The sequence below is a fragment of the Nostoc sp. genome, assembly GCF_036916735.1.
Lineage (GTDB): Bacteria > Cyanobacteriota > Cyanobacteriia > Cyanobacteriales > Nostocaceae > Nostoc.
In genome coordinates this window covers 19954-37049 of sequence record NZ_JBALFV010000019.1, presented here as the reverse complement: position 1 = coordinate 37049, position 17096 = coordinate 19954, and the positions used below count along the sequence as shown (strand labels likewise).

Genomic DNA, 17096 nt, shown 5'->3' with positions numbered 1-17096 from the left:
TTCAATTTGACAGTAAATAACGAATACCTATCATTAACACAAAGATGCCATACAGCTTTTTCATTAATTCGGTGCTAATAAACGGCTGATTTGCAAACAATGCCCCGAACAAGTTACCCACGATTAAACCAACTGCAATAATCAGGGCATATTTGATATTAAGATTACCGTTGCGGTGGTAAACTAAGGCTGCTAAAATGCCGATTGGCAAAATTTGAGCAGCTACAGAAGTTCCTGTAGCTAATTTCTGATCCAAACCAATTACTAACACCATTGCCGGAATCATAATTGCGCCGCCACCAATACCAAACATCCCGCCAGCAACGCCAGAAACTAAACCGATTAACAACAGTTGGATAAAGATGTTAGACATAAAAAATGGTCGCTATATTGCAAATTATAAATTAATATTTTTGGAAAAGATTGATTTAGGTAGCATTCCATGTACACCTTTTTGGGGACTGTTTACAACTTGAGTAATATGAAAATTTACAGCTAGACTACACAATGCATAAGCATCTTCTGGCGACAAATTGATGAAGCGCTCCAGAAAATCAATCATATTTTTCAAAGCTAGTTCTAAGGCTTCATCTAAGGTTTGAGCAAAGCCCATTGTGATGATATGAGTTGGAGTTTCGGCAATGGGTGTTGTCAGTTGTAAATCTTTGCGAAGCTTGAGGGTAATTCTACCGTTCATGGAAGTTTCAATGGCGGTAACATTTACTTCGCCATCTCCCTGTGCCGAATGCCCATCACCAATAGAAAATAATGCACCTGGTACAAAAATCGGCAAAAATAAACGAGAACCAGGTTGCAGTTCCTGGTTGTCGATATTACCACCATAAAAACCTGGTGGAACAGAAGTTCGAGAGGTTTCTGGAGTAGCGACACCAAGAATTCCAAAAAACGGTTTGAGGGGAATTTTTATGCCAGTACCAACCGGAAATTCCGCGATATTGTTTGCTAAATCTAGAGGAATGAATCTCAAAGCAGGTTGAGTAAACTGATATGGTAAAGCTCCCCAACCTGGACGAATGGCATTGAAGCCGACGGGTAAACGAGGTGCGATCACATCTAATTGTACTTCTAAAACATCCCCTGGTTCGGCATCGCGCACATAAATCGGCCCTGTGAGTAAATGCGGCCCCCCAGCAATTTTACGTTCTGGTAGAAGATTTTGGCAGATGTCGAGAAATTCTGGCGTGACAAATTCAGGTGGTGCTTTGTCGTAAATGTAGTAACCAGTATAAGTTTCTACCTCAACTGTATCGCCAGAATCAATAATGAGTGCTGGTTCTAGCAGATGGGAGAAACCACCTAGATGCACGGTTTCTTTTGAGGCTTTTAAAATGTAATGAGTCACGTCGCTTCGCTCCAATTAAAAATTAAAAATTAACAATTCCCAGAAATAAATTTACTTGCTCTGTATCATAAGTCGTTTCGGTCATATCATATCTGCCTAATTACTTATCAAAAAAACTTTTCGCGTTAGAGCGTCCCTTTTGCTCCCTGCTCCCTGCTCCCTTGCCTCTTTTCAAACTTCTGTCAAGCCTCAGATGAAAGGATGCCTACTAATACTCGTACTAAATCTTCTAAACCTTCAGGAACACGATAAAGCTTAATATCTTCTGTAATTAGCTTTTGTTGTCTATTGAGTGTACCAAATTTCCAGTCATCTCCATTAGTAACTGCGCCAAATAAAATTGATGATTGCCCGTCTATAGTCTGATCCAGAGCTATTAATTCTACTGCTAGTTGTGTAAAGCCCCTTCTGATATCTGATTGTTTTGCTTCAATCACCAATAGGGAGTTAGATTTATGTAAGTAATAATCTAAAGTACCTTTGAGTTTTTCATCCACATTAACTGGATACTCGCTATATAACTGAGCTTTTGTCTGATCGCAGATTTCAGCAAGGATAGGAGCAATCATAAATTCTCTGATTGATATCTCAGCCGTCGGATTAAAAAGCTTGATATTGCGCTGTAAGTAATTTTGTAAAAATTCTAAATAGCTAACCTCAGCAAAGTATCTTGGTAATTCTAGCTCTGTGCGATCATAGCTATACTCAAACTCAGCTACTATATCTATTGTTGGATTAGGTAGCAAAAAGTATTGACTAAAAGTGTAACTTTGCTCAAGTTTTAAAATTCTATATTTGCTCATGATTTTTATCGTGAAGGAAGCACATCAAAGATATTACGAATTACAATTAAGAATTAAGAATTGGTATTATTATCTCAACAATTTGCTAAACTCCAACTTTGGGGATAGCAAAAAAAAACAATTTGAGCAGGGAATTTGGAGGGAGTCGCAAAGTGGCTGATGATGAACCCATAGTCAATACACAACAGATATATCCAAAAGACTTCTCGTGGAGATTATGGCCTATTGTGCCACTCTACCCTTATGGCAGGCGGCAGACAATCCGCAAAGAAGTGGTCAAGAACACAATTTGGAATTTTGACCAGATTCAGGGCATTTTCTACGTTGTTGTACCGATTCGCATGACTGTGGTTAAGCTCGAAGCCGGGGGTCTTCTCGTCTACGCGCCTGTTGCACCAACCCCAGAGTGTATCAGGCTTGTAAATGAGTTGGTGGCAGAACATGGTAACGTTAAGTACATTATTCTGCCAACTATCTCCGGCATAGAACATAAGGTATTCGTGGGCCCCTTCGCCAGATATTTTCAGACTGCACAGGTGTTTGTGGCTCCTCATCAGTGGAGTTTTCCGTTAAATCTCCCCCTTAGCTGGCTTGGTTTACCACCGAAACGAACTCAAGTACTCCCAGAAGATAGTAGCAAAACACCCTTTGCTGACGAGTTTGATTATGCGATGCTCGGCCCCATCGAGCTTGGGCCTGGTCGGTTTGCGGAAGTTGCTTTTTTTCACAAGCGATCGCATACTCTTTTAGTAACAGATTCTGTACTTTCTATCCCAGAAGACCCACCTGCGATCGCACTTTTAGATCCATATCCCTTACTATTCCATGCCAAGGATCATGCTTGTGATATTGTTGCAGACATTCAGGAAAATCGCCGTAAGGGTTGGCAACGCATCTCGTTATTTGCTTTGTACTTTCAGCCAAGCGTACTAAATATACCCCAATGGAGTCAGGTGTTGCAAGATGCCTTAAAAGCACCAGAACGCTCAAAGAAAGCTTATTTTGGATTGTATCCTTTTAAATGGCATCCAGATTGGCAGCGATCGTTTGATGCTTTGCGAGGGAATGGGCGTTTATTTGTAGCACCAATTTTACAGACACTGATTCTCAACCGCGCACCGCAAGAAACTATCGACTGGGCTGATAAAGTTGCAAGTTGGGACTTCAAGTGGATTATTCCTTGTCACTTTGATTCACCAATTAAAGTCGAACCGCATCAGTTTCGCCAAGCTTTCTCTTTTTTGGAAAAGCAGCCTGCTGTCAGTGCGGGTTTATTCAGCAGTAGTAGCTATCCCTTACCAGAGGAGGATTTTAAAGCACTCAGGGTAATTGATGCAGGTTTAAATAAGTTTGGGATTGTGCCAGCACCCAAGGAAAAACTTTAGTGACTTTTACTGGACAATATTCTAGCTGTTATTTAGTTCCATTAATGAAATATTTTCGTGGGAATAAAGCCATTTTTCAAAATTGGCTTTACAGCGCGGCCATTCTTTATCTGTCATTGCAAACCAGTCAGTATCTCTGTTTTTTCCACGAACAAACATGTGTTGACGAAAACGCCCTTCATAAATGAATCCCATCCTTGTAGCGGTAGTTCGACTTCCATGGTTGAGAGAATCACATTTCCACTCAACTCGACGATAAGAATGGTGGTCAAAAAGATGCTGAAGTAGCAAAAACTGTGATTCTGTATTGACTTTAGTTTTGTGGGCTGCGGGAGTAAACCATACATGACCAATTTCAGCCCGACCATGATTTGATGCGATCGCAAGTAATGCTACAATTCCCACTTGAATATTTTCTGAGTTTTCAAACACTGTCCAAGCAAGAGGGTCAAATCTACTTACTAGGTTTTTTTCCATCCAGTCTTTCATCGTGGAAAGGCGATCAAATGGGCCGTAAAATAGATAATTCCAGATAGCTTCTTTCTCACGAGTGCCGTGTGAAGCTGCATACAAGGTATCCACATCTCTTTCGGGAATTAGGGGCTTGAGTGTGACAAATTGACCGTTGAGTTGAAGAAATTCCGGTGGTTGCCAAGTTCGGTTTTGCATGATTTTATTGTTTCCCACACACAGATAATCTCATATCGAAACCACCAGCGATTTGATTAGATGAATCTGTGAGTTATCAACCCATAGCAGCCTATGGATGCTATGTGGGAAATCCAGTGAGTGTTTGCTTTGAGAAATGGATTCTTGAGTTTTAATGTTTGATTCCCTTAAACCGTTCTTGTGCGGCTTGAAATGCTTCTTGCATCACCAACTGAATTCTTTGGGGATCAGGTTTCTTACCTCCGATTAAATCACCAAAGTAAACGCAGGCTGCTTCCCCTAGTGCCCAGGTATAGGCGGCCGCCCAAGAGGCGGCGATCGCACTACCAAAACCTGGTATAAATTTAATTAACTCCCGGGCAATTGCCTGTGCTAAAAAACCACCTGCGATCGTACTCACAACGCCTCCCGCCTGAGATGGAGTAACTGTCTGCCCATATAATTTACCCAATAGACCCACCATTGATACTTGCAAGGCAGTGAGTACGGGCATTGTGGTAAATGGCAGAGGTACAGCAGCGAGAGTGGCAGACATAATCGCAAATGGCAAAATGTAACGGCGGGCAGCATCTCGGTAAAGATTACCAAGTTGCTTCCCAGATTCTTCTTGATCTAATAGCTGATAAATCGCCTGGGCTTCTGCTTCTGGAAGTAGTTCTGCTAAAGAATCTCGCAGTGCTTCTAAGCCATAAAATATTGGATTATAGCCATCTTCTTCTAAGGTAAAGTCAATGAGTACAGAGCGATCGCTTATTCCTGCAAAGGCTTGCTGCATTGCGGCAAATGCGCGGTTGACTTCCTGATAATCTGGTGGATAGGCGGGATGATCGACGGTATCGAGAGGATAAACCTCATGCAAGCAGGTAACTACCAGCAAACAGGGAATATTTGGATACTGCTGGCGCAACTGTTGAGCAATTTGTCGTAGCGTGTCAGTTGCAAAATCATTGATTTTGACGGTGAGAAGGAGAATTCTAGCGGATCGAGTCTCCTTTTTTAAATCGCCAACTAATTCCTGAATGATTAATTGAGTATCTTGTTTAACATCACCAAGTCCCACCGTATCAGTAAAAATCAGTAATGGCAGGTCATTGGAAGGATAGGCATAGCGCTGGGTGTGTTGCGTGTGTGGGCGAAATCCTTGACCGACAATCTCGGCAGAAACTCCCGTCAATCCCCGGACAATTGAACTTTTGCCAGCTTGGGGTTTACCAATCACGAGGGCTTCAGTGGTTGGCAGTTCGGCTCGGACTTTCTCTAAAATCTCTGCAACCTGAGCCTCGCTCACACTAAACCATTCGACAACCGTCTGTGCCAGTTGTTCTACGGGTAGGATTTGCGTTAGACGTGTTGTTGCTTTGTTCCAAACACCAGCAATCTGATTTGTCCAGGAATTATCGACCGACTTGGTAATCGTTTTGTCGGTCGGTTCGCTCAATTCCTGAGAATCAGTTGATGGTAAGTCAGCATCACGTTGCTCAGTCATCTTTATCCAAACATAGAATACCCTTTTTGTGATCTTATAGCGATTCTCAAAGGGATAACTAGTACCGCAAGGCGGAAGTCGTCAAAAGTCAAAAGTCAAACAGGTATACAGCGTAAGCGTTTTATTGATTTGGAATGGTGAGGCAGTCTGCAGAAAGGGGGTTCCCCCATGAGGAACTGCCGAACCCGTTAGCGAGTCCTCAAGCGTCAGGGGTGGTTTATTTACGCCGTGCCGTACTAGTAACCTTTAGTAGTGTTCCTGAGTATGAGCGATCGCGTTTTGGGGCTGACAATGCGATTGTTTTGCCTAACAATGCCATTGTTTTGGCTGACAATGCGATTGTTTGAGCTGACAGTGCGATTGTTTCGACTGACAACGCGATTGTTTCGGTTAACAATGCGATTGTTTCGGTTAACAATGCCATTGCATTGGCTTGCATTGTTAACAAATGTCTTTTTTACTTGATAAATCACCTCTTAGCGTAGGATAATCTCGCGTAGTTCTATTTCGGCGTAAGCGTAAGGGTTAGTCTCGAATTTATCAGCAGACAAGTCCTTGCCCGCACACACAGTGTTGCTGTTGCCGTAAATATCAGTCTTTGAGCAAGCTTGAATATATACGCCCGCCTTGAAGTAACAGGAACCGATGATACCCGCCAACTTCACTGTACCAGTACTACTGGTTACACCTGAACGTAGGTTTTTATAGGTAACGTTAACATTGCCACCGGAGCTAACAGCAACGTCAATAGTCATCGGATCGCCAATCTTGTAAGTGCTGTCGAGAAGCTTAGTAATCTTGTCGTTGTTAAAGCGGGCTTCAAGCTTGCCGATGTCCGTCGAGCCGTTGGCAAAGGACGGGCCGAAGTACTTCACCATCATGAGGTCGTTTTTTGAGTCATGGATCTGCGCGATGGTGGCTTCCGGCTTGCTCGTGGTGGTGTGTAACAAGGTCTGTTCTAAATACATGCCATGATCGGTATTATTACAGCTCCAAGCAGCAGACTCCGTTCCATCACCCTGCATTTCACGCAGTTCAGAACGGGGGTAAGCGGTACTTGTGCTGGTACGTGCGCCACCGGCGATCGCTTTCAAAAGCACACCATTCTTCGCAGCATTCAGACGAAAATATTCTGAATTACTGTATGTCTTGAGTTGCGGCTGCTTAATTTCCGTTGCCTTGTTTGAGTTGGAATTCAAGCTGATTGGCAGGGTGATCTTCCAGTTGCTTAGGTCAAGCACATCGGCCGGGTACTGAGCGTTACTACTGCTCCCATCATTTGAGGAATTTGAAGTATCACTGCTCCCATCATTTGAGGAATTTGAGGTATCACTATTCCCATTATTTGAAGTATCACTGCTCCCATTATTTGAGGAATTTGAAGTATCACTGCTCCCATTATTTGAGGAATTTGAAGTACCACTGCTCGTACAGCCATCGGTCGAACCCAGGGAATTAATCTTCAATTCGTCGATACGCAATCTAGAATCGCTATCACCCACGATCTTGATCGCGTTGGCGGGTTGGTCAGTGAGATTTTGCTTGTTTTCATTGCCCTTGCCAGAGGTTTTACTAACCACAGTAGTCCAGGTTGTACCATTGTCTTTGGAAAGTTGTACGCTGTAGGTATACTTGTTCGTGCCGTACCAGTTAAGCACCAGATCATCTACGCGCTGGCAGCTACTGAATTTCGCAGTCCAGGTTGCACCATGAGCGTCAGCCTCCCAGTGGGTATTCTTATTTTTGTCAATAGCGTTGTCCGCAACAAACGAATCTCTGACAGATGTGGCAGTAGCATCGCTGAACGATACAGTGGTAGGCGACGCTACAGAAGCACTAGCTATCATTGCAGCCGAGACACCTATCGTAAAAGACAGCTTTGAAAATTTTGTATTCATTTTTTAATCTCTGTTGAATGTTAAACAATGAGTTGTTACTTAGAGGGCATGGGGAGCATCCCAATGCAAGCAAATTTACCAAGATGATAGATTGTCATTGCGAATGAAGTGTTTGGCTTTGGCGTTCCCGTAGGGTAGCAATCGTAAAGTTTAGATGTTGCGATTGCTTCTGTACGAGACGCTTCGCCGCGTTAAGCGAAGCTATGCCGTTGGCGAAGCCTCTCGAAGAGAAGGCTTTACGCTCTATTTCATTTCGCTCGCAATGACAAAATATGTTTTTACAGATTTGGGATGCTCCCGAGCGCATGGATGATATTTTTTGTAAATGCGTAAGTAATATTGTATATAAATAAGCAACGTATCGAACACGCCAAGAGGATTGCGCGTCAGGTTGTGATCATTGCCTATAAAAAAATACGCTTAGGTTAAGGAGAATCGTAGGTTGGGTTACCCTCCGGGCGTCTAGGTTTCTCAACCCAACCCACGCAGCTTATAGCGATTCTCAAAGGGATAACCAGTACCGTTAGTAGTGTTATCAACTTGAGCGATCACGTTTTGGAGATAGCAGTGTCTCAAACTCTTAGACGAACCGTCGCCGTAGAAGAAGTTAGTAAGGGAAATTATTGTATCGACTGACAATGCGATTGTATCGACTAACAATGCAATTGTATCGACTAACAACGCAATTGTATCGACTGACAACGCAATTGTATCGACTAACAATGCGATTGCATCGACTAACAATGCGATTGCATCGATTAACAATATTGATACAAAGTTAAAGTTATATATAGAAAACCTCTCGGACGCTGATTTATATCAGCTTGGCTCTATCAAATCAACGATCGCCTTCACCAATACATCTGGATCTACTGGTTTAGAAATATGCATTTGAAATCCTGCTGCTATTGCTTGCTGCTGATTCATTTCGCCTGCATAAGCTGTCAGAGCGATCGCTGGTACGCTTCCTCCTTGTTGAACCGATCGCGATCGCACTTCACGCATTAGCATATAACCGTCTGTCTTTGGCATTCCAATATCACTAATTAAAACATCTGGTATCGACTCAGACAACGCTTGTAATGCCTCTTGTGCTGAAGATACGGCAGTTACTTGTACACCGTAGTCTTGCAAAATAAAGGTAATTAAGTCGCGGATATCTGGTTCATCGTCCACCACCAAAACTTGAGTATCTAAAAGGAGCGAGGATTCAAGCTCATAATCTAAAGACTCATTCTCTCCACGCGTCACCTGTTCACTTATGACTAAAAGCGGTAGCTCAACAGTGAAGGTACTACCCGATCCTTCTCCAAGACTTTCAGCTTGAACTTTTCCCCCATGCATCTCTACAACTTTACGCACGATCGCTAATCCTAAACCTAATCCCCCAAATGTCCGGGTAGTTGTGCTATCAGCTTGGCGAAAGTAATCGAACACATAAGGTAAAAACTCTCGCGCAATTCCCTTACCTGTATCGCTGACCTGAATTTGAGCTTGGTTTCCAACTTCCATCAGTCGAATTTCTACTCGTCCCCCTGCTGGCGTAAATTTGACAGCATTGGAAAGTAGATTCCACACAACTTGTTGAAGCCGATTTGGATCGCCCATCACTTGTCCCAAAGTGGGATCAAATATCGTTTGAATTTGAATTGACTTAGCTTGTGCTGCGAGTTGTACTGTCTGTAGTGCAGCTTCAACTACCATTACCAAGGTGACTGGACAGACATTCAAGTTTAATTTTCCTTGGAGAATGGTAGACACATCCAATAAATCTTCAATTAGCTGAGTTTGTAACTTGGCGTTGCGTTCAATGGTTTCTAAGGCGTGATGAGTGGTTTTTTCATCAAAATTACGAGTTCGCAACATTTTCGACCACCCCAGAACAGAGTTAAGTGGGGTTCGCAGTTCGTGGGAGAGAACCCCCAGAAATTCATCTTTGATTTTGTTGGCGATTTCTGCTTGTTGGCGTGCTGTCATTTCTCGTTCGAGGAGGCGATCGCATTCTTGCTCAACTAATTTGCGATCAGTAATATCTAGTACAAAAGCAACACCATTATCCTTGGAGTCATTCAGCAAGGCCATCCCCAAAACAATTGGAACTCGCTTTCCATTACGCTGGAGATATTCTTTTTCATAAATTCTAGAAACTCCAGTGGTTTGCACTTCCAAAAGGGTGCGATCGTCTAAATCTTTATATTCAACAGGAGTAAGTTCTCTCCAATTAATTCTACCCAAAGTGGCAAATTCATCACGACTGTAGCCAGCTAGCTGGAGAAAGGCATCATTGGCATCAAGAATAAAGCCATCCACATTCCAAAAAGCGACCCCGATTAGGTTGGATTCAAACAAACGCCGAAATCGCGCTTCACTTTCACGTAATGTTTTTTCTGCTCGTTTGTGTTCGGTAATATCACGAGAAACTGTAATTACGCCTTCAATAGTTTGGTTAGAATTCCGTAATGGTGTAAGGATGTATTCATAATAATGCACTTCATCAGAAGTAACATATTTACACTCATCCTTGATTGGCTGCCCAGTTTTCATCACAGCTTGTCGCTGATTATCTACCTGCTCTACAACGTCTGTGGGTAAATCCAAGTCTTGTAAAGTTTTTCCGAGAATCTCCTGGGGCTTGAAGCCTAATAGAGTAGCTGCATCCCGACTGACATACTGATAGCAACCTTTGCGATTAAAGATATAAATGTGATCGACTGAGGCGGTGAGGATGGCATTTAAAATATTTGCCTGTTCTTGCACTTGGGTTGTGAGTTCACGAGTACTTTCTTCTGCTTGCTTACAAACAGTAGTTTCCATACAAACGCCAATCATTCGTACTGCTTGTTTGCGATCATCATAGATAAATTTTCCCTTGGCAGAAATCCAATGTACACTTTGGTCTGCTCGAACTATGCGAAATTCATCGTTGTAGTCAGTCTTTTGTCGCATAGCCTGGATGATAACTTGCCTTACAGCTTGTCTATCTTCAGGATGAACGCACTTGAGAAAACTTTCATAGCTGCCACTAAAACTACCTGGAAGCAGACCAAAAAGCACTTGATGATTTTCAGACCAGATAACTTGATTGGTAACAATATTCCAATCCCACAAGCCCATCTGGGAAGCATCTAAGGCTAATCTAAGCCGTTCTTCACTCTCTCTTAGGAAGGCTTCTACCTGCTGTAGTTCTGCAATTTCTTGTTGGAGTTGCTCTAAAGTGACTGCTACATCTGTTGGTACATTCAAGGCTGTGGATGTCCCCTGTTCAAAATGCCGCTTAATATCATATTCAACAGCTTGAATATGGGGATATTCTAATGCAAGTGCCAGTTTTTTTTGTAGCTCTGTTACTTGCTCCTCAAGGGCTGCTTGCCTTTGCTGATAAAATATTTCTGATTGCTCTAACTCAGCTACACGTTGCCGTAGAGCGACTAATTCATCAGTGGCTTGAAAGTTAATTTTATCAACATTTGGCATCTTGCACACCACTTCCTAACTAAACAAATACCGATTTGAAGAGTAGGCATTCCTTAGCTTTAACATTATGAATTTTGAAGCTAAAAAATGTAATCTGTCAAAAGGTGTATAAGGTTTTAACCAAAAGACATTCTCTGAGATGAAGAGCTATGTCTAACGACAAGACACTTTGCATCTAGTGGTGATTTAATAAAAAATTATCTTTTCTCATCTCTTCAAACGCATAAAACCTGCACCAATCAATAATCCCACAACCTGCCCCCAGAAGACAACACTCGATTGGTTTACGCCAACAGGAGGAATATTTAAACTGCCGATGCCATAAAAGAATTGTTGCACAAACCACCAAAATAAATACAAAAAAGCTGGAAGTTCGATGGGGATATATAAGATTATTAATGGTAAAATTGTGTCAATTTTAGCTTTAGGAAACTTCATCAGATATGCTCCTAAAACAGCTGCGATCGCGCTATTGCCCCCAATCAATGGTACTGTCAAACTAGGTTCTGCCAGGATTTGCACTAAAGATGCGATCGCGCCAGCAGCCAGATACAATCCGAGATAGCGTCCATGCCCCAGGATATTTTCGACAGTCTTACCAAAAACCCACAAAAATAATAGATTTCCCAATATTTGACTAAAACTGCCATGTAAGAAGATTGCAAAAAGTAGTGAAAATGTTCGCAAAATTACAATTATCCAAGCAGCATTGTTGTAAAGTAATGCATTTGTAATTGCCCCACTAATCTGAGATGGAATCACACCCCAAGTATTAATAAAATCGCCTAATCCATCACTAAATTCTAGTTGAAGCTCCCATAAAAATACGGCAACATTAATACCAATCAGCCAGTAATTAATAATTGGTTTATTGCGACAACGAATATTATCACTAATAGGAATCATATAAATTAGTTATTAGTCATTAGTCATTATTCTCCCCCTGCCTCCCCTACCCCCCTTAACGTGTGGCAAGATTGAAATCAGATCGCATCGCACTTAACTAGGCAAACGAGATGCTGGGAAACACGCTTGTAGGAAGATACCAGATTATTAGTAACTTGGGAGGTGGGGGTTTTGGTGAAACTTTTGTGGCAAGTGATACCCAATTACCCGGTTCACCTCTATGTGTCGTTAAGAAACTTAAACCCCAGGCAAGCGATCCCATAACTTTGGAGACAGCTAGGCGTTTGTTTGATACAGAAGCACAAGTTCTGTATAAATTAGGAACTCATGATCGCATTCCCCAACTTTTAGCTTACTTTGAAGAGAATGCCGAATTTTATCTTGTACAGGAATTGATTGAAGGGCATGATCTAAGCCAAGAATTAATCTCAGGTAAAACCTGGAGTCAAGAGCAAGTAATTTCACTTTTACAAGAACTTTTGACAATCTTAGAATTTGTCCATCAACAGAATGTAATTCACCGTGATGTCAATCCGCAAAATATCCTCAGACGCCATTCAGATGGCAAATTAATCTTAATTGATTTCGGTGCAGTTAAACAAATTACTACCCAGTTGATTCTTCCCGAAGGCTCAATTAAAGGTACTGTTGCTATAGGTACGCCTGGATATATTCCTGGAGAACAAGCTCATGGTACGCCAAAATTAAGCAGTGATATCTATGCTATGGGAATAATTGCTATTCAAGCTCTCACGGGATTATCACCAGAGGAAATAGCAAAAGATGCCGATACTAATGAACTTGTCTGGCACAATCAAGCCACGGTAACGCCAGAATTCGCTCAATTCTTAGATAAAATGGTGTGTTACGACTTTCGCCAACGCTATGCTTCAGCAACGGTGGCATTACAAGCGCTGAAAGAATTAACACAACCACCCGCCCAGACAATTGCATTAACTCCTATTTCTCAACCAAAAAATATCAACAAACCTCAACCGAAAAAAGGTATATTGGGTAAAATTTTACTAGCAATATTTCTAATTGGCGTTAGCGGAGTAGCATCAATATTAATTTTAAATCACATTAATTCAAATAACGCCTTAGAATTATCCAAGCAAGGAAATACCCTTTTTGATTTGCAACGCTATCAAGACGCATTAGAAGTATATGAAAAAGCCGTTAATATTAGACCAGATTATGCTCAAGGCTGGAATGGTCAAGGTAAAACGCTGTCTAAATTAAAAAAATACAAAGATGCGCTAGCGGCGTATGATAAAGCAATTCAAATTCAGCCAGATAATTTTGAAGCTTGGAGTGGACGAGGTTTTATATTGAAAAATTTACAGCGATATCAAGAAGCGATCGCCTCTTTTGACAAAGCCTTACAATTAAATAATCAAAGCTCGGAAGTCTGGAATGCTAAAGGTGAAGCTTTTAGTAATTTAAATCAATATGACCAAGCAATTAAATCTTATGAAAAAGCGATTGAACTCAAACCAGATAATTATGAAGCTTGGTATAAAAAAGGATTAGCCTTACAAGATTCTAACCGTTATGAAGAAGCGATCGCAGCATACCAAAAAGTCGTAGATTTAAAACCAGACTACGAGCAAGCCTGGTATAATTGGGGAAATTCTTTAGTCAATTTGCGACGCTACAAAGACGCATTTACAGCTTATGATAAAGCTGTGCAATATAAGCCCAGTTATTATCAAGCCTGGTTTTCTAGAGGTAATGTACTGCTCAATTTACAACGTTATCCAGAAGCAATTGAATCTTTTAATCAAGTAATCAAATATAATCCCAGTAATTATCAAGCGTGGTATAATATGGGTTGGTCACTGCATCAAAACCAACGCGATGAAGAAGCAATAAAATATTATAATAAAGCAGCAAGCCTTAAGCAAAAAGATTATCAGCTTTGGTATAATTTGGGAAATTCACAATACATTTTGCAAAAATATGAAGATGCGATCGCGTCTTATAATAAGGCAGTTCGTTATAAACCAGACCATTCTGAAAGCTGGTATAGCAGAGGTAATGCCCTATTAAATTTGAAACAGTTTAAAGATGCGATCGCATCTTACGATCAAGCAATAAAATACAAGTCTAATTACCAACAAGCAATAGACGCTCGCAATCAAGCCCAAATTCAATTACAAGGCGAAATATCAAAGCCTAAACCTCTAATTGTGCCAGTTCTCCCATTTCCTAATGCTACTAATTCACCGCAAACGACACCCTAATACCGCAAGGCAAAAGTCAAAAGTTAACACTGACCAAAGTCGAAGTGTCAAAAGTCAAAAGGATGATGGAATAAGCTCTTTAGGGATTTTAAATGGTTGCTCTCTTTACACTGTGGCGTACTAGGAAGTAGAGATGCATAAATAATTTAAGGCTCGTGATGTACCCTTTAGGGATGTTGCTAGGCCTAGTATCTCGTCAGGACTATTTCATTCTCATCTAGCTCACCTCAGAATAAATTCTGAAGCCAAAAATTGGAATTTTAGTTGATTTTAAAGAATATTTTGAAATAAAAACTTCTTGTACACGCCATTACTATAAATTTATTGTTTATTTTATCAAAAGCTGTGAGCATCGGAAGTTTCTTGGGCAATCTAAAGATAACCAACCTAGAATTTCTTCTTATCTAGCTATTGCCATTAAGGAGCTAACCCTTGATCCGAGTAAACTCCAGCCTGTCACCATCTAACAGAAAAAATTATCCCTCACGAAATTTACTAATTCGATTTATTCTTGGCGGTACTACCCTTGTAGTCAGTATTTCTGCTTATTTCAGCTATCAAGCCACTAGAGATATGATGCTCAAAGATTTAAGACAGAGCGCTTTTTTAGAGGTACAGCGAGGGGGTGCTGAAATTGAGGAGTGGTTACATGTTCGCCAAGTAGAGGTACAAACCCTGGCGAATACTTCAACTGTACGTTCCTTAAACTGGCCTGTGGCAGAACCCTATTTAAAGGCAGAAGTTAAGCGGATCAATGAATTTTTCTTGTTCCAACTAGCTACCCCGGATGGTTCATATTCCAATACAAAAGTTGGTCGAACAAATAAAAATATTCGGGATCGAGACTACTTTCAAAAAGCAATTGCAGGAAAGAACAACATTTCCGATCCCTTTATTAGCCGTTCTACAGGAATTTCTTTAATTGCGATCTCCACCCCGATTTGGTCAAATTCTGCTAGCAGTAGTTCACCGATAGGAGCCTTCCAGGGCAATGTGAAAGTCGATCGCATTGCAGAGGTTGTCAACTCCCTGCACTACGGTGCGAATAGCTATGCTTTTGCTCTCAATTCCCAAGGACAAGCAATCGTCCATCCTAACTCGGCCTTAATGTCAACCGTAGAAAAACCTGCACCCAGCCTGCTGAAAATTGCCGATCGCAATTTAAATGCGATCGCGCAGAGGATGGTACACAAACAACAGGGAATTGAGTTAATGGAAATTGACGGCACTAAAAAGTATGTAGCTTATCTGCCGTTGCAAGCCGCTAATTGGTCTGTGGCTTTGGTGATTCCCCGCCAAAATATTGAATCTCGATTGCAATTCCTCGATTTAATCGCCTTAATAGTCAGTGGATTGACAGTCACCATGATTACCGTATTGTGGCAGGTGCAGGCATTTGAACAAGCTGAACTGAAAAAGTCTAAAACTGCGGCTGATACAGCCAACCATGCTAAAAGTGAATTTTTAGCTAACATGAGTCATGAACTGCGAACACCCCTGAATGGCATTCTCGGTTGTGCCCAAATTTTGCTACGTTCCCCAGCTTTACCTAATCAAGAGCAATATCACGTCAATATTATTGAACAATGCGGCTCTCATTTACTGACATTAATTAATGATATTTTAGATTTATCCAAAATTGAAGCAAAGAAGTTAGAACTGCATCCAGATGATGTGCATTTCCCCTCTTTTATCCAAGGAATTGTTGAAATATGCCAAATTCGGGCAAAACAAAAAGGCATTTTGTTTGTCTATAAACCCGCGAACAACTTACCTACACTGGTTTATGTTGATGTCAAAAGATTACGTCAGGTATTATTGAATCTGTTGGGAAATGCCATCAAATTTACAGATGAAGGTCAGGTTACTTTCAATATTGAAGTCATCGATCAACCTCCCAGCGATCAGCAGAAACATCGCCTTCGCTGTACCGTAGAAGACACAGGAATTGGTATAACTCCCGCAGATTTGAGCAAAATTTTCTTGCCATTTGAACAAGTAGGTGAGAAAAAGCGGCAAGCTGAAGGCACTGGGCTGGGTTTAGCTATTACTCGGCAGTTAGTACAGATGATGGGTAGCGATATTCATGTTAAGAGTCAGATCGGTCAAGGGAGTAGCTTCTGGTTTGAGTTAGAGATTCCCGAAGCGACTGACTGGGTACAATCTGCGATCGCAGGATCAGAAAACCAAATCATTGGCTTTGAGGGTAGCCTCTACACCATCCTGATGGTTGACGATCACTGGGAGAATCGCACAGTGATTACAAACTTACTGCAACCACTGGGTTTTAATGTAGTTGAAGCCAGCAACGGTAAAGAAGGTTTAGAAATAGCGATCGCCCTCAAGCCAGACTTAATCATTACAGATTTGCTAATGCCAGAAATGGATGGGTTTGAATTAATTGAACACCTGCGTCACACTCCAGAAATTCAGAATGTCAAGATTATCGTCTCTTCTGCTAGTGTCTTTGAAGCCGACAAACATCGCAGTCTACAAGCTGGAGGTAACGCCTTTTTAAGCAAACCTATACATGTAGATGAATTATTGGATCAACTAAAACAATATTTAAATTTAGTATGGATTTACAAGCAATCTCAGCCTGATGAAGAAAAAGCCAAAGCAGCAACTACAGCAAATAGTCAATCTGCTCAATTAACTCCTCCTTCCCCCCAAGTATTACAGGAAATAGTCACCTTAGCCAGTAAAGGTAACTTCAACGCCATTCTCAAGTGGGCTGATAAACTAGAGGAAACAGACACAAAATTTGTACCATTTGCTAATGAAATACGACAGCTAGCAAGGCAATTTGATGAAGATTTAATCATCAATTTTCTGAATCAATATGCAATGAAAACATTATGAAAAT

At 41.3% G+C, this 17096-nt stretch carries 13 protein-coding genes; 4 read left to right on the top strand and 9 right to left on the bottom strand.

What is annotated here, in order from left to right; all coding sequences use genetic code 11:
* Nucleotide 1: 1 nt before the first annotated feature.
* The 3 genes from V7L20_RS04855 to V7L20_RS04845 all read right to left on the bottom strand — a co-directional run bounded on the left by V7L20_RS04855 (nucleotide 2) and on the right by V7L20_RS04845 (nucleotide 2166).
* Entirely contained in the window at nucleotides 2-373 is a 372-nt protein-coding gene (locus V7L20_RS04855; protein WP_334737350.1) for a TSUP family transporter, read from the bottom strand.
* A 24-nt stretch (nucleotides 374-397) separates the two neighbouring features.
* A complete protein-coding gene (locus V7L20_RS04850; protein WP_334742980.1) occupies nucleotides 398-1363 on the bottom strand; it encodes an acetamidase/formamidase family protein in 966 nt (321 codons plus the stop codon).
* A 182-nt stretch (nucleotides 1364-1545) separates the two neighbouring features.
* Nucleotides 1546-2166 carry a hypothetical protein gene (locus V7L20_RS04845; protein ID WP_334742979.1) on the bottom strand — a complete coding sequence of 207 codons (621 nt, stop codon included), beginning with the start codon at nucleotides 2164-2166 and terminating at the stop codon, nucleotides 1546-1548.
* 152 nt (nucleotides 2167-2318) lie between these two features.
* Here V7L20_RS04845 and V7L20_RS04840 point away from each other — a divergent pair, with 152 nt between their 5' ends.
* Nucleotides 2319-3551, top strand: a complete 1233-nt coding sequence (locus tag V7L20_RS04840; protein ID WP_334742978.1) for a DUF4336 domain-containing protein — start codon at nucleotides 2319-2321, stop codon at nucleotides 3549-3551.
* 21 nt (nucleotides 3552-3572) lie between these two features.
* On the opposite strand, the gene V7L20_RS04835 is transcribed toward V7L20_RS04840, so the two are convergent.
* Entirely contained in the window at nucleotides 3573-4220 is a 648-nt protein-coding gene (locus V7L20_RS04835) for a GNAT family N-acetyltransferase (RefSeq protein ID WP_334742977.1), read from the bottom strand.
* 151 nt (nucleotides 4221-4371) lie between these two features.
* Nucleotides 4372-5706 carry a GTPase family protein gene (locus tag V7L20_RS04830; protein ID WP_334742976.1) on the bottom strand — a complete coding sequence of 445 codons (1335 nt, stop codon included), beginning with the start codon at nucleotides 5704-5706 and terminating at the stop codon, nucleotides 4372-4374.
* Between the two features lie 134 nt (nucleotides 5707-5840).
* Here V7L20_RS04830 and V7L20_RS04825 point away from each other — a divergent pair, with 134 nt between their 5' ends.
* On the top strand, nucleotides 5841-6053 hold the full coding sequence (locus tag V7L20_RS04825) for a hypothetical protein (protein WP_334742975.1): 213 nt from the start codon (nucleotides 5841-5843) through the stop codon (nucleotides 6051-6053).
* A gap of 129 nt (nucleotides 6054-6182) precedes the next feature.
* Here V7L20_RS04825 and V7L20_RS04820 read toward each other — a convergent pair whose 3' ends face one another.
* The 4 genes from V7L20_RS04820 to V7L20_RS04805 form a co-directional block, all read right to left on the bottom strand.
* Nucleotides 6183-7604, bottom strand: a complete 1422-nt coding sequence (locus tag V7L20_RS04820; RefSeq protein ID WP_334742974.1) for a polysaccharide lyase family 7 protein — start codon at nucleotides 7602-7604, stop codon at nucleotides 6183-6185.
* A gap of 471 nt (nucleotides 7605-8075) precedes the next feature.
* Nucleotides 8076-8369, bottom strand: coding sequence for a hypothetical protein (locus V7L20_RS04815; RefSeq protein ID WP_334742973.1), 294 nt, complete (start codon nucleotides 8367-8369; stop codon nucleotides 8076-8078).
* A 54-nt stretch (nucleotides 8370-8423) separates the two neighbouring features.
* Nucleotides 8424-11078 carry a PAS domain-containing hybrid sensor histidine kinase/response regulator gene (locus V7L20_RS04810; RefSeq protein ID WP_334742972.1) on the bottom strand — a complete coding sequence of 885 codons (2655 nt, stop codon included), beginning with the start codon at nucleotides 11076-11078 and terminating at the stop codon, nucleotides 8424-8426.
* A 207-nt stretch (nucleotides 11079-11285) separates the two neighbouring features.
* Nucleotides 11286-11984 (bottom strand): rhomboid family intramembrane serine protease, encoded by a 699-nt coding sequence (locus V7L20_RS04805; protein ID WP_334742971.1) that lies wholly within the window; start codon nucleotides 11982-11984, stop codon nucleotides 11286-11288.
* Nucleotides 11985-12094: 110 nt separating this feature from the next.
* Here V7L20_RS04805 and V7L20_RS04800 point away from each other — a divergent pair, with 110 nt between their 5' ends.
* Together V7L20_RS04800 and V7L20_RS04795 are read left to right on the top strand one after the other, a co-directional pair.
* A complete protein-coding gene (locus tag V7L20_RS04800) occupies nucleotides 12095-14230 on the top strand; it encodes a tetratricopeptide repeat protein (RefSeq protein ID WP_334742970.1) in 2136 nt (711 codons plus the stop codon).
* 432 nt (nucleotides 14231-14662) lie between these two features.
* Nucleotides 14663-17092, top strand: coding sequence for a hybrid sensor histidine kinase/response regulator (locus tag V7L20_RS04795; RefSeq protein ID WP_334742969.1), 2430 nt, complete (start codon nucleotides 14663-14665; stop codon nucleotides 17090-17092).
* Nucleotides 17093-17096 lie beyond the last annotated feature (4 nt).